At 50.7% G+C, this 14,750-nt stretch carries 10 protein-coding genes; 9 read left to right on the top strand and 1 reads right to left on the bottom strand.

The genetic code is table 11. The features are described from left to right. Positions 1 to 82: 82 nt before the first annotated feature. Together ACJJIW_RS18030 and ACJJIW_RS18025 are read left to right on the top strand one after the other, a co-directional pair. A complete protein-coding gene (locus tag ACJJIW_RS18030) occupies positions 83 to 1,738 on the top strand; it encodes a beta-helix domain-containing protein (RefSeq protein WP_444935968.1) in 1,656 nt (551 codons plus the stop codon). Between the two features lie 122 nt (positions 1,739 to 1,860). After that, a complete protein-coding gene (locus ACJJIW_RS18025) occupies positions 1,861 to 4,581 on the top strand; it encodes a TonB-dependent receptor domain-containing protein (protein ID WP_444935967.1) in 2,721 nt (906 codons plus the stop codon). A gap of 100 nt (positions 4,582 to 4,681) precedes the next feature. Here ACJJIW_RS18025 and ACJJIW_RS18020 read toward each other — a convergent pair whose 3' ends face one another. After that, a complete protein-coding gene (locus tag ACJJIW_RS18020; RefSeq protein WP_413665690.1) occupies positions 4,682 to 6,319 on the bottom strand; it encodes an electron transfer flavoprotein-ubiquinone oxidoreductase in 1,638 nt (545 codons plus the stop codon). A gap of 354 nt (positions 6,320 to 6,673) precedes the next feature. On the opposite strand from ACJJIW_RS18020, the gene ACJJIW_RS18015 reads away from it, so the two are divergent. From ACJJIW_RS18015 to gspG, 7 genes are all read left to right on the top strand, one after another. After that, the gene (locus ACJJIW_RS18015) at positions 6,674 to 7,423 is read left to right on the top strand and encodes an electron transfer flavoprotein subunit beta/FixA family protein (protein WP_282932702.1); all 750 of its coding nucleotides are present in this window, start codon (positions 6,674 to 6,676) and stop codon (positions 7,421 to 7,423) included. Next, a complete protein-coding gene (locus ACJJIW_RS18010) occupies positions 7,423 to 8,352 on the top strand; it encodes an electron transfer flavoprotein subunit alpha/FixB family protein (RefSeq protein ID WP_444935966.1) in 930 nt (309 codons plus the stop codon). The genes ACJJIW_RS18015 and ACJJIW_RS18010 overlap by 1 nt, the downstream gene beginning before the upstream one ends. 220 nt (positions 8,353 to 8,572) lie before the next feature. Further along, positions 8,573 to 9,271 carry a type II secretion system protein N gene (locus ACJJIW_RS18005; RefSeq protein ID WP_444893804.1) on the top strand — a complete coding sequence of 233 codons (699 nt, stop codon included), beginning with the start codon at positions 8,573 to 8,575 and terminating at the stop codon, positions 9,269 to 9,271. A 57-nt stretch (positions 9,272 to 9,328) separates the two neighbouring features. Next, positions 9,329 to 11,338 (top strand): type II secretion system secretin GspD, encoded by a 2,010-nt coding sequence (gene gspD, locus ACJJIW_RS18000; RefSeq protein WP_444935965.1) that lies wholly within the window; start codon positions 9,329 to 9,331, stop codon positions 11,336 to 11,338. Then, complete coding sequence (gspE, locus tag ACJJIW_RS17995; protein ID WP_444935964.1) at positions 11,335 to 12,831, top strand: type II secretion system ATPase GspE; 1,497 nt, start codon at positions 11,335 to 11,337, stop codon at positions 12,829 to 12,831. The genes gspD and gspE overlap by 4 nt, the downstream gene beginning before the upstream one ends. Positions 12,832 to 12,833: 2 nt before the next feature. Continuing rightward, positions 12,834 to 14,051: a type II secretion system inner membrane protein GspF gene (gene gspF / locus ACJJIW_RS17990; protein ID WP_444893806.1), complete on the top strand. Its 1,218-nt coding sequence runs from the start codon at positions 12,834 to 12,836 to the stop codon at positions 14,049 to 14,051. A gap of 267 nt (positions 14,052 to 14,318) precedes the next feature. Next, complete coding sequence (gene gspG / locus ACJJIW_RS17985; RefSeq protein ID WP_282932708.1) at positions 14,319 to 14,747, top strand: type II secretion system major pseudopilin GspG; 429 nt, start codon at positions 14,319 to 14,321, stop codon at positions 14,745 to 14,747. Positions 14,748 to 14,750: the final 3 nt, after the last annotated feature.

Raw genomic sequence — 14,750 nt, 5'->3', positions numbered from 1 at the left:
TTGGTAGCTTCCATTTATATTTTTAAAAATGGCGGAGTTGAAGCAATTAAAGTTTTGGATTGAAATTCCTATAGGGGGAAATATGAAGCGGGTACAGAATAAGCTATTAATGGCAGCTGCGATTACTGCGCTATTAGCGGGTTGTGACGGTGGCGGTGTGAGTATCGAGCCGGAAACAGTAGATAACTCGGTGGACAATTCTATCACCAATCCAGGTGGTGATTCTTCGGATGAGAATCCATGTGCAACTATAGAAAGTTCTAGTGTGCAAGGTGAATATAGCGATAGTAACTGCTATTACACTGCTGACTTTGTTTCTGCAGCAAACCCCCTGACTGAAGATTTGTATCTGGCTGCGCTGGATAACGATGGGGCTCATATCTTTAGTGGCAGTCTGTTTGTTGGTGAAAGTTATTCCAGCGACTCTGATCTGGCTGCAGCAGGGATTTCTGAGGGTGGTGATGGCGTTAAGCTGGAAATTCAAGCGGGTGCTACTATCGCCTTTAAAGATAATTCAGCATTTATGGTTGTAAACCGTGGATCACAAGTATTTGCTCGCGGTACTGAAACTTCACCAATCACCTTCACCTCAGAGACTGATGTCCTCGGCACTGTAGGTCCCGAAGACGTTTCACAGTGGGGGGGGATGGTTATAAATGGCTTTGGTGTAACCAATAAGTGCCAGTACACAGGCTCTATTGATGGCGGCAATCTTGCCCTTGCTGGTGAGTGTCACGTAGCTGCTGAAGGTTCCACCGATGACAACACCTCCTATTACGGTGGAGACAATAATGCCGACAGCTCTGGCGAGCTTTCTTATGTTGTTGTAAAGCACACGGGTGCTGAAGTTGCCAGTGGTGATGAGTTGAACGGAATTGCATTTGACGCCGTGGGTAATGGAACAACCATTCGCAACCTTCAAACTTACTCCACTTATGATGACGGTATCGAATTCTTCGGCGGTGCCGTAGACGTAGAAAACTATGTTGCGCTATATGTTCGTGATGACTCCATTGATATCGATGAAGGTTATCGCGGAAGTATTACCAATGCGTTGGTGATTCAAAGTGAGACCGACGGCAATCACTGTATTGAGGCCGATGGAATTGGATCCTACAGCGATGCTACTGACTATTCCTCGTTGATTGGCCAGGGGTTAAATAGTCGACCGGTAATTGATGGCCTGACCTGCATTATTTCTGCTCAAGAAGAGGGTACCCATGATCCGGGCGCTGGTTGGCGTCTGCGTGAGGGAATTTACCCGATGATCAGCAACTCCATAATTGTTGCTTCCTTCTTCGCTGATGAGACCGGAGTAGCTGGGGATAACTACTGCCTACGTGTTGAGAGCTCTCAGACTCGGGATGAAGCATCTGCAGGCACCGAGGTGGCCCTGACTTCTAATATTTTTGCTTGTGAAGATCGAACTAAAACTGATGAAGATAGTTTTGATGTGGAGACTTGGGCTGTAGATAGCGGCAATCAATTTGCCACCATCTCCGGTGAAGTTAACCCAACCTCTGACGCCGATACAGACTTTGTTTTACTCGGCGGCTCCCCTGCGATGTTTACCGTTGACGAATCTGCTCAAATGATCGATGGCATTGCACCGACAGTTTCTGCCGAGTTGGGTCGCGCCTATTTGGGAGCGCTTGAGCAGGATGGTACCGACTGGACTAAAGGTTGGACCTATGGCCTGCATCAAGGTGACCGCGCTCAACCTCTGTGGTTTGAGTAATAGCTTGAGGTAGCGGTTTGGGAAACAGCTCCCGATCATTTAAGGCGCCGCCTTCGCTGATGGAGTCGGCGCCTTCTTTGATTTCAGACCGCGATTCTTTGGAACGAAAAGAGGCCGGTTCGATGGCTAAGTACGAAAAATTTCAAAGGGCGCCGCTTGTTTTAGCGATAGCTGCGGGCTCGACATTTGCTTCCGTTGCGTCTGCACAAGATGCAGAGCTAGTTGAAAACTCTGCACCTGAAGTTGAAGAGGTTATTGTCCATGGGCGCCTTAGAGACTCAGCTGAAGTCCTAATTAGCGAGCGCCTGGAGGAGGAGGTAGTTACGGATATCCTCGGGGCTGAGATGATCAGCAGGGTGGGGGACTCTACCGTAGCCGCAGCGCTGCGACGAGTATCTGGATTATCCCTGATAAGTGACAAGTTCGTTTACGTAAGGGGCTTGGGTGAGCGATATTCAAGTACAACTCTCAATGGTTCGACGGTGCCATCCCCGGATCTGACCAGAAATGTCATCCCACTGGATCTATTCCCAACCTCTATCGTGGAATCGCTGGCGGTACAGAAGAGCTACTCGGTAGATAAGTCTGCCTCGTTTGGTGGTGGCAATGTTGACATCCGCACTAAGGGAATACCTGATGATCTGACTTACTCGGTCGAAATTGGTACAGGTAGCAACAGTGAAGTCAGTGGGGATGCGCTCAGCTATAGCGGTGGAGATGATGATATTTGGGGCACCGATGATGGAACCCGGGCTATGTCTGGGGAAATTTCTGCAGCCCTGCAACGCTTTAAAGGAGATCTGACGGTTGCAGGTATTCGTGACACCCTGATTGCTGAAGGCAATGAGTATTCCAGCAATCAGGAGGCATATGAAGCGGCGCAAGCAATAAACAGGGAATTGGCCCTGGGCTTGAACCGTGATATTTCAATCACAAAGGCGTCTACTGATCCCGATCAAGATTATAAGGCTAGCGTGGGGAACCGCTTCTACTTTGGAGATGATTGGGAGCTTGGTTTTCTGGCTGGAGGCTCTTACAAGAGTAAGTGGAGGGAGAGTGAGCGAGTTATTCGTGATTACGGTAATCCGCAAGAGCAGATTGATCATCGAGATGAGTCTACTTACTCCGTGGATATCAGTGGAAACTTAAACCTGGGCTTGCGTTTTTCGGATGAACATGCGGTTGAAAGTACTAGCTTGTTCTTAAGGAATACGGATGATGAAACTTCTATCCGCGACTATTTTAATTCAAATCGCTTGTTATCTGACGGTACTGGATTTAGAAACTACGAACTGAAATATGAAGAGCGGGAGTTGGAGCTTCACCAGCTAAAAGGGAGCCATTCCCTTGGTCCGGAAACTAAGGGGCTGCTGCCTATTGGTTTGTTAAGTTGGATTCCTGAGGAATTGGTGGTTGATTGGTTTTATTCCGATGCGACAGCGATAACTGACATTCCCAATCAGGTTGAGGTTATTGCGAGTACCGAAACCGATCCGGAAACAGGTGAAGTTCTCAGTTCAACTGTGGATATTGCTTCGCGGAGCGCTAGCTTCCGATTTACTGAGCTGGAGGATGAGGTTCGAAACTACGGTTGGTCTGCAACATTGCCTGTTGAATTTTCCTCGTCCACACTGGAGTTGAGTGCAGGATTTGCTCGGATTGAGAAAGGGCGCTCCTATAAGCAAACTGAGTTCGGATTGGATATCTTCAATGTCGCTGATAGCGCAATTCTTGATGATCCTCTGGGTGATGTGTTCAGTGATACCAATATTACAGATGATGAGAATAATTTTGTTTTTGCCAAGTCTGGTAGTAACAAGCAAAGTTATTTGGCTGCTACTTCGACAGATGCGATCTACGGTAAATTCGATTGGACTCTTGAGGAAACCTGGCGTATTTCAGCTGGGGCCCGATGGGAGGACTATAGTCAAGCTGCTTTAGAGTGGAACCCCTATAGTTTCTCGCAAAGTGAACCACAGATTACGAATGACCCCGAGGAGTTGGCTGAAGCGGTATATACGGATGATGATATTTATCCTTCATTATCCTTGACCTATATGGGGTCATTTTGGGCGGAGGCATTCCAGTTGAGATTCGGCGCATCCAAGACTGCTGTTCGGCCCGACTTGCGTGAAATTACCGACGCTATTTATATAGATCCGCACACTGATGATCAGATCAGGGGGAATTCGAGTGTTCGGCCGTCGGAGATCGACAGCTACGATATTCGCGCAGAGTGGTTTTTTGATAGCGGCGATAGCCTGACTATTTCGGCTTTCTATAAGGATATTGTTAATCCTATTGAGTTTTTTGAAGCTGCCTCAAGTGATGACAATATTGCGCGAGAGATTATAAATGCTGAGTCTGGTGAGATTACCGGTATAGAAATAGAGGGTATGAAAAGCCTTAACTTTATCTCTGACCCAATGGATAGCTTCTTCCTGCAGGGCAATATTACGCTTCAAGACTCGGAAATTGTTGCCGGTGATGAGGCTGATGCACCGACTAATGCAGTCCGCGAAATGACAGGGGCATCTGATTATGTGGTTAATATGCTGCTCGGCTTTGATAGCCCGGACGGGAACCATTCTGCCAGCTTGGTTTATAACGTATTTGGTGAGCGCCTTTACAAAGCGGGGCGAGATCCTCATCCCGATTCATTTGAGCAGCCATTCCACTCTCTGGATTTGACTTACTTCTGGTATCCAACTGATGAGGTGACGGTGAAGGCGAAAGTGCAGAACCTTTTGGGTGAAGCCATTGAAATTGAGAGGCAGGGGGGCACCGTTTTTGAAGAGGAGATTGGGCAGACTTTCGCATTGAGCGCGCAGTACAAGTTCTAGGGAGGTCAGCTGGCTGTGCCTTAGATTAAGTGCACGAAAATATGCGTTCTCAAGCAATAAAAAATGGCGCCATCGGCGCCATTTTTATGTGTAGACCCAATTACATATTTGGATAATTGGGGCCGCCGGCACCTTCAGGGGTTACCCAAACAATATTTTGGGTTGGGTCCTTAATGTCACAGGTCTTACAGTGTACGCAGTTTTGAGCGTTGATCTGGAAGCGCTTACCGTTGGTGTCTTCAATAACCTCATAAACACCGGCAGGGCAGTAGCGCTGCGCGGGTTCATCGTAAATCGGCAGGTTGTGACTCAGCGGAACTTCTGGGTCCTTCAGGGTCAGGTGGCAAGGCTGGTCTTCTTCGTGGTTAGTATTGGAAATAAACACGGAAGATAGCTTGTCAAAACTGAGCACGCCGTCGGGCTTCGGATAGTCAATCTTTGCGCAGTCAGCAGCAGGTTTGAGCTGGGCGTGGTCAGCCTTGGTGTCGCGCAGGGTCCAGGGAAGCTTGCCTTTAAAGATATTGATATCCACAAATGCATAGGCAGATCCCAGAATGTTGCCCCATTTGTGCTGGGCAGGGCCGAAGTTGCGCTGCATGTGCAGCTCTTTCCAGGCCCAGCTATCGCGATACTTGGTGGTGTAGTCGGTCAGCTCTTCGCTGTTGCGCTCAGCAGCGAGGGCTTCAACTACAGACTCAGCCGCGATCATGCCGGATTTCATCGCGGTGTGATTGCCCTTGATCTTGGCAAAGTTCAGGGTGCCGGCGTTATCACCGATCAACAGGCCGCCAGGGAAGGTCATTTTCGGTTGGGATTGAAGGCCACCTTTTACTATGGCGCGGGCACCGTAGGCGACGCGCTCGCCACCCTCCAGGTACTGCTTGATTACCGGATGGTGTTTATAGCGCTGGAACTCGTCAAATGGACTCACATGGGGGTTGCTGTAGGCGAGGTCAGTAATCAGACCGACAACAACCTGGTTGTCTTCGAGGTGGTAAAGGAAGCCGCCACCGTGGGTGGAGCTTTGTTCCAGCGGCCAGCCAGCGGTGTGAACAACCAGGCCTTGCTGGTGTTTGTCCGCAGGGACTTTCCAAATCTCTTTAATACCGATGCCGTAGTGTTGTGGGTCGGCATCTTCGTCTAGCTTAAAGCGTTCGATCAGCTGCTTGCCCAGGTGACCGCGACAACCTTCAGCGAAGAGAGTGTATTTGGCATGCAGCTCCATGCCCGGCATGTAAGAGTCTTTCTGCTCTCCGTTCATGCCGATGCCCATATCGCCAGTAGCGATACCTTTTACAGAGCCATCTTCGTTGTACAAAATTTCGGCAGCGGCGAAGCCAGGGAAGATTTCCACTCCCAGGCTTTCGGCTTGTTCTGCCAGCCAACGGCACAGGTTGCCGAGACTGATAATGTAGTTGCCCTCGTTGTGCATGGTGCTGGGCACAAACATGTTGGGGACTTTTATAGAGTTCTCTTCGCTGCGCAGGACGTAGATGTCGTCGCCTTTTACCTCAGTATTGAGGGGGGCTCCACGTTCTTTCCAGTCGGGGAAGAGTTCATTAAGGGCGGTGGGCTCAAATACAGCACCGGATAGGATGTGAGCTCCTACTTCTGAGCCTTTCTCCACGACACATACAGAGACGTCTTCATTGAGCTGACGAATACGACAGGCCGCGGCCAATCCAGCGGGGCCGGCACCCACGATCACTACATCGTATTCCATTGATTCGCGTTCCACGGCACTCTCCTCAGCAGTTGTATTCAACTTTTTTGCGGCCAATCCGGCCTTATCATTTATATTGCTGGCGGATTATATAGGCGTTTAATCAACCCTACCAATTGCATGACTATTCATTTGCTATGGCAAATGCGCTGTATTTCAACGGCTTACTGGGGGTGGATAGGTGGTTCTTATTCCCGGAAATAGATTTTGTGAATGGCAGGAGGGACTTCCATTTGACTATTGATTTTGCGTTATAGAACCGCCACCATACACGCCGTTCAAACACTTGTTTGACCAGAACACCGTATCCGTTCGCGACGTGAATTATCAGTCGCGGCTGTTAAAAAGCATATTTGAGACGGGATTTCCATGAAAGTTCTTGTAGCTGTGAAACGCGTTGTTGACTACAACGTCAAGGTTCGCCCCAAGGCGGACGGCTCTGACGTTGATACAGCCAACGTCAAAATGTCTATCAACCCCTTCTGCGAAATCGCAGTAGAAGAGGCGGTGCGCTTGAAGGAAAAAGGCGTTGTCAGCGAGATAGTCGCCGTTTCCATGGGCTCCAAGCAATGCCAAGAGCAAATCCGCACAGCACTGGCCCTGGGTGCCGACCGCGGTATCCTGGTTGAGACCGATGCTGAGCTGCAGCCTTTGGCAGTAGCCAAATGCTTGAAAGCGATTGTTGAGAAAGAAGAGCCTCAAATGGTAATTCTGGGCAAGCAGTCCATCGATGGCGATAACAACCAGACCGGCCAGATGCTGGGCGCTTTGACTGGCATGGGGCAGGGTACCTTCGCCTCTGAAGTTGCCGTAGAAGGCGACGCTGTTAAGGTAACTCGTGAAATTGACGGCGGCCTGCAGACTGTTGAACTGAAACTGCCTGCCATTGTTACTACTGACCTGCGCCTGAATGAGCCGCGTTACGCCTCCCTGCCTAACATCATGAAGGCAAAGCGTAAGCCTCTCGATACCACGACCCCGGATGAGCTGGGCGTTGATATTACTCCCCGCACCAAAACCCTGAAAGTTGAGCCGCCGGCTGAGCGTCAAGCAGGCATTAAGGTTGCTGACGTTGCTGAACTGGTAGAGAAACTGAAAAACGAGGCGAAGGTAATCTGATGAGCATTCTGGTTATTGCTGAACACGACAACGCCGAGCTGAAGGGCGCTACGCTCAATACCATCGCTGCTGCCAAGGCTATTGGCGGTGATGTTGCTGTATTGGTTGCTGGATCTGGCTGCGGCCCTGTCGCGGAAGCTGCTGCTAAAGCTGAAGGCGTTTCCAAAGTACTGCTGGCAGATAATGCTGCTTACGAGCATCAGTTGGCTGAGAACGTTGCCAAGCTGGTAGCGGACTTGGGCAAAGACTACGGCCACATCCTGGCTCCAGCCACTACTACCGGCAAGAACATGCTGCCACGCGCTGCTGCGCTGCTGGATGTACAGCCGATTTCCGACATCGTTGCTGTTGAAAGTGCAGATACTTTCAAGCGCCCGATTTATGCCGGTAACGTCATTGCCACTGTACAGAGCTCCGATGCCATTAAGGTGATCTCTGTGCGTACTACAGCCTTCGACGCAGTGTCCGCTGAAGGTGGAAGTGCCGCAGTTGAGTCTGTAGATATCGCAGATGACGCTGGTGTTTCCTCTTTTGTTGGTGAAGAGCTGGCTGTATCCGATCGCCCTGAATTGACCGCTGCGAGCGTAGTCATTTCTGGTGGCCGCGGCATGCAGAATGGCGAAAACTTCGAAATGCTGTATAAACTGGCCGACAAGCTGGGTGCTGCAGTTGGCGCCTCCCGTGCTGCTGTGGATGCAGGTTTCGTACCTAACGATATGCAGGTTGGCCAAACCGGTAAGATCGTTGCTCCTGACCTGTATATTGCCGTTGGCATCTCCGGCGCAATCCAGCACTTGGCAGGCATGAAAGACTCCAAGGTTATCGTAGCCATTAACAAGGATGAAGAAGCACCGATCTTCTCCGTTGCTGACTATGGCCTGGTAGCTGATCTGTTTGAAGCTGTACCAGAGCTTGAGACAAAGCTGTAATGCCCGATTGCTATACTAGCTAGCATTGAAAAAGGCGGCGTCATGCCGCCTTTTTTCGTTTTTTGGTGACAAACTGCGGAACTAGTGTGCAATTTAAGGGACGAAATGAGGGTTTGCAGCGTTTAACTTGAAAGAGCGTTGCCTTTCCCGGGCTGAGGCAAGAAAATAGGCGTCAAAAACCAATAACCTCAGAAAGTTGAACTTGTATGTGGGTATGTTCATGTCCCCTCTAGCACGAGCCGTAGGCTCAATTGGCAATAAGTTTGCCCAGGGTGAGCCGAGCAAAGGTCTTTCCCGTGGCACCATGGCGGCGTCAGCTATTGGCCTGTTGTGGTTGTCCGGCAACTTATTTGCTTATGGCTCCCTACTGGTACCAAGCGATCCGCAGGAGTCTCTGCTGGTAGAGCGCAAAAGCCCGAGAGGGGCTCTCCCCCCCAGCGCTGCCAGTCTCCCCAGCACTCCGTTCTTTGGTCGTGCTGAACCTAAAAAAGCTACGGAAGTCCCTGAAGTCGATCTCGATAATATTCCTTTGACTCAGTTGAATATCGTTTTATCCGGTGTTTTTGATAGTTCCAATAAAACCAAAGCCAGTGCTCTGGTGTCGGAGAAAGGTAAACCCTCCAAGCGTTTGTATGTTGGTGATCGGCTTCCAGGTGGCGCCGAACTATATTCTGTTGAGGTTGACCACGTGGTTCTTCGTCGTAATGGCAGGATGGAAAAACTGACATACCCAGAAGTGGATGGAAGACCAAACGTACCTTTGAAAGGCGTCAGTAGTTCCAGGCAGAGAACGGCGAGTTCCAGCTCCTCCAGAAGAAGCACTGCGCAACGGGGTGAGAACCAGCAGAACATTCGGGAGAGAATGGAGCAACTGCGTGAATTGGCCCGCGAGCGACGTGCTCAGCGTGAGCCTAAATAAAAACTATCTACCTAGATTGTTTTGATTTTTTGAACATTTACTAGAGCCAGATAAATAATGATGAAGATGTTTTATCGACGGCTGCTTGCGGTCGGATTGAGTTTTTTTGTTTGTACTGCAACGCTGGCTCAGGGCCCGGAGCGGGTTACCCTTTCTCTCGACAATGCAGACATTCGTGATTTGATCAATTGGGCCGCTGACTTCACTGGCAAAAATATTATTGTCCACCCAAACGTTAAAGGTAAGGTCACTGTGGTTGCCGGCGACCCCATGACTCATAACGAAGCCTTTGATGTGTTTATGTCCGTGCTCCAGGTTAACGGGTTTAGCCTAGTGGAGCAGGGTGGCACCTGGAAGGTAGTTCCAGATGCATTAGCCAAGCAGCAAGCAATACCTGTCGCTGATGAGACTACTCGCGCTCCAGCGGAGTCCCTCGTTGTGCGTACTGTAAGGGTAGAGAATATCTCCGCTTCACAGTTGATCGCCATGCTTCGCCCATTGATTCCGCAAACTGGGCACTTGGCGGCTTACGCGGATACCAACACCCTGATCATTGCCGATCGCGCTGCCAATATTGACCAGATTATTCGTCTGGTGAAACAGCTTGATCGGGCTGGTGCCATTGATATTGAAGTGGTACCGCTGATGTTTGCTTCCGCGAAAGCAGTCCAACAGGTACTTAATGACCTTCTTCAAACCAGCGGAAACAAGGCTGGCAAAGAAGTGCAGCCTCTGCGAATCTCTGTTGATGAACGTTCCAATAGCATTTTGCTGACCGGAGACCCAGTTACTCGACAGCAGATCAAGACCGTTATCGGTCGCCTAGATGCGCCGCTAGATGGCGATGGCAACACTGCAGTTGTTTATATCCAGTACGCAAATGCTGCAGACCTAAAGCCAATTCTTGAAGGTATGAGCGGCAGTATCCAAAACACTGAGAAGGATCAGCAAGCTGCAAATGTTGAAGTTAGTATCCAGGTTAATGAATCTCTCAATGCTCTGGTATTAACTGCCCCTCCCGCACTGCTTGAGACAATGAAAGGTGTTATTGCCAGATTGGATGTGCGCAGAGCGCAGGTTCTGATCGAAGCAATTATTGTCGAAGTGACAGAAGGTACTGGTAATGAGCTGGGGATTAGCTGGATTGCCGGTGCTGGTGACAATGCGGTTGCGGGCTGGAACAATACTGGTTCTTTTGATGATGATGGCGAGATTAATCCGTTCTCGCTGCCAGTAACTGACCTCTTGGGCGCAGGTGCACTAAATCTGGGTTACCTGAGTGGTACTGATATTCGCGCAGCAATTAATGCTGTGGCCTCTGAAACCAATACCAATATTCTGTCTACACCGACCATCATGGCTTTGGATAATGAAGAAGCTGAGATTTTGGTAGGTCAGAACGTACCCTTCATTACTGGTGAGCAATTGCTGTCTGGTAGTAATGACGATCCCTTCACCACTATTCAGCGTGAAGATGTAGGTACCACCCTCAAAGTGATTCCCCGTGTTAACAACAACAACTCAGTAACTCTCGAAATTGAGCAAAAAGTTGAAAATGTTCTGCCGTCGACAGTTGAGGCTGAAACTGGGGCTTCGGATATCGTCACTAGCAAGCGCGAAATTCGCACTAAAGTACTGATTGATGATGGCGCCATTCTAGTGCTGGGCGGCCTGATGGAAGATCAGGTTTCTGAGTCAGTGTCCAAAGTGCCCCTGCTGGGTGATATCCCCGGTATCGGACGTCTTTTCCGCAACACTAGTAAAGATGTTACCAAGACTAATCTAATGGTATTTCTACGCCCCAGAATCCTCAGTACCCAGGTTGCTGGCTACGAGGAGACGCGCAGACGCTATATGGATATGCAGCAAAAGCAAATATTCCTGAAAGACCGCACCAGCCTGATCTGGGATTGGCATCGCGGTGATGTGCTGCCTGATATGATGCCGCCAACCGGTACCTATAACGAGAGCCCTGCTCCGGTAGATGGTTCTATAGATGGTGCTGCCATTGAATCACTGGAAGAGGAAGTGGACGTTGAGGTGTTGGAGGTAGAAGAAGCTAAATGACGGCTGAAACAGGAACAGGGACTCCAACAATTCGCCGCCTTCCCTACGCTTTCGCAAAGCGTCACAAGGTTTTGTTAACAGAGCAGGAAGGCAAACCCCTCTGCCAATATGTGGCGCCGCTGAGTCCATCAGCGGTTGCCGAAGTGCAGCGCATCAGTGGTGCGGCTGTGTCTTTGGAGGCTGTAGAGGAAGGCGTTTTCCAGGGCGCTTTGCAACGCCTGTACGAGAACAGGGAGGGGGGCAACCTCTCCGAAGTCGAAGGCCTGGGTGAAGACCTGGATCTTGCAGCAGTTGCCGATTCGCTGCCTGAGACTGAAGACTTGTTGGAGCAGGAAGACGATGCACCCATCGTCAAATTGATCAACGCAATTTTTGCCGAATCGCTCAAGCAGGGCGCCTCGGATATTCATATTGAAACCTTTGAGAAGCGCCTCGTTGTGCGCTTTCGGGTGGATGGTGTACTCCGCGAAGTACTGCAGCCTCGGCGTGCTCTGGCTCCATTGCTGGTATCCCGTATTAAGGTAATGGCAAAGCTGGATATCGCAGAGAAACGTGTGCCCCAAGATGGCCGGATCTCCCTTTTGATGGCTGGCCGAGAGGTAGATGTACGTGTCTCTACCATGCCGTCATCGGCGGGTGAGCGGGTTGTAATGCGTCTGCTGGATAAGCAAGCGGGCAAAATGGACCTGAGTAAGCTGGGGATGGCAGATCGCGACTTGCGTGTGATGACAGACCTGTTGGGACACCCCCACGGCATTATCCTGGTGACCGGACCAACGGGCTCCGGTAAAACCACCACCTTGTATGCTGGCCTCGGCAGTATCAATAACCGTGAGAAGAACATTCTGACGGTTGAGGACCCGGTGGAATACAACCTGGAAGGGGTTGGACAGACTCAGGTAAATACCAAAGCCGATATGACTTTTGCCCGGGGGCTTCGCGCGATTCTGCGTCAGGACCCAGATGTGGTGATGGTCGGTGAAATTCGAGACCTGGAGACTATGCAGATTGCAATCCAGGCGAGTTTGACCGGACACTTGGTGCTCTCAACCCTGCACACCAACACGGCTTTGGGTTCGGTAACCCGCCTGGTGGATATGGGAATTGAGCCTTTTCTTTTATCGTCCAGCTTGATTGGTGTTCTAGCCCAGCGACTGGTGCGAGTTTTGTGCCCTGGATGCAAGCAACCTCATGTGGCTGACAGCAGCGAGCGTGAGGTTCTGGGTGTCAAACCCGATGAAGAAGCCATTATTTATCAACCCAATGGCTGTGAAGAGTGTAGCCACAGTGGCTATGTCGGTCGTATCGGTATCTATGAATTGGTGCCGCTCAATGAAGTGATGCGCCAATTGATTCACGATCGCGCTTCAGAGAGTAAGTTGGTTGCAGAAGCCCGCAAGCTTGGCCCCAGCATCCGCGACGACGGCATAGAGAAAGTACTGGCGGGTAGGACCTCCCTAGAGGAAGTGCTACGAGTTACGCAGGAGTCCTGATTGTGGCAGCTTTTGAGTATACAGCGCTGGCAGCATCCGGCCGCAAGAGCCGCGGTACGCTCGAGGCGGATAGCGCGCGCGCTGCGCGGCAACAGCTGCGCGCTAAAGGTATGGTGCCCCTGGAAGTCAGTGCAGCTACCGAGAAAGAAGAGAAGGGCGGTGCCAGCTTTCTATCTGGTAGCCCTGGGCTGAGTGTTAAAAACCTGGCCCTGCTAACTCGGCAGATGTCCACCTTGCTTCGAGCGGGTATTCCCCTGGAAGAAACCCTTGGGGCCATTGCCAACCAGACTCGCAACCAAAAAATCAAGCGCGTGGTATTGGCTGTTCGGGGCAAAATTCTTGAAGGGCACAGCTTTGCCTTGGCCCTGAGCAGTTTTCCACGGGCATTCCCCAAACTCTATCGCGCTACGGTTGAAGCAGGGGAGCACTCTGGTCATTTGGATGCGGTGCTGGATCGCCTCGGTGACTACACGGAAGGGCAGCAGCAATTCCGGCAGAAGGTGCAGCTTGCTCTGATCTACCCAGTTGTTTTGGTATTTATCTGTGTATTGGTCGTAACCGGTTTGATGGTGTACGTGGTGCCTGATGTTATCGAGGTATTTACCGGCACCGGGCAGGTTTTGCCGCTGGCTACCCGTATCCTGGTGTCCATGAGTGATTTTATTTCTGCCTGGGGCTGGTTGGTGCCGCCGGCACTTGGAGCACTCATTTTTGGGGTTGTGATGATGCTGCGGCGCCCGGCAATCCGATATCGTTTCCACCATCGTTTGCTGGAGCTACCAATTATTGGTTGGTTGATACGCGGTGCTCAGAGTGCTCGTTATGTGGGTACCCTAGCGATTCTTACGGGCAGCAGTGTCCCGTTGGTACAAGCCATGGGTATCGCCGGAGGGGTAATGACCAATACCTTCCTTAAAGACAGGCTCGATGCGGCTCAAAAGAGCGTGCGCGAGGGCGGGAGCCTTCGTAAAGCACTGGAAGATGTAGGCTATTTTCCACCGATGATGATCTACATGATCGCAAGTGGTGAGTCTTCGGGCACTCTCGATGAAATGCTGCAGCGTGCGGCGGATTCGCAAGAGCAGGATTTGCAGGGTGCGGTAACTGCCTTTGTGAGCATCTTTGAACCTTTGATGCTGCTGATAATGGCTGCCATCGTGTTGTTCATCGTTATGGCTATTATGATGCCAATTCTGAGCATGAACGAATTGGTCGTTTAACGCTCAAATTAGGTGTAGGTCAAAGAGAAATTGCGTAGTTGCTTCAGGAGGTTGGTATGAAATCCTTGCGCAGCAGCGCCGGCTTTACACTGCTAGAGGCGTCGAAGATTCTTGTTGGGCTGGGAGCGGCAGTTTTGCTGGGCATGTTGCTGCTTTAGGCTGGGGAATCGTGTAATTTACTGATTTGGTGACTTTTAAATAATTGGGGTCACGAAGGGTATCGTGACCCTTGGGGTTCCCAGAGTTAGAGTGAACTAGGAGAGAAAAATGAAAACCCTACGTAAAAGTGGTGGCTTTACCCTGATTGAAATTATGGTGGTGATCGTAATTCTCGGGGTGCTTGGTGCACTGGTTGTACCTAATGTACTTGGCAAGACCGGAGAAGCTCGCATGAAAGCGGCAAGGGTTGACCTGAAAGCCATCGAGACTGCACTGGACCTCTACCGTATGGATAACTTTGTCTACCCCAGCTCTGACCAGGGTTTGATGGCACTGGTATCCCGCCCATCCGGCTTCCCCGAAGCGAAGAACTGGACTGAGCCCTACCTTAAGAAAGCGCCAAAAGATCCTTGGGGCTATGAATATCAGTACATCAGCCCAGGCAGTGCCGGTGCCTACGACCTGTTCACCCTCGGTGCCGATGGCAAAGCGGGCGGTGAGGGCGAAGCCGCTGATATCTACGTTACTGACCTGTAACAC

The organism is Microbulbifer maximicatervae (SeqCode) (assembly GCF_052467815.1).
The sequence above is the reverse complement of the archived record's forward strand: the minus strand, read 5'-3'. Positions and strand labels throughout refer to the sequence as shown.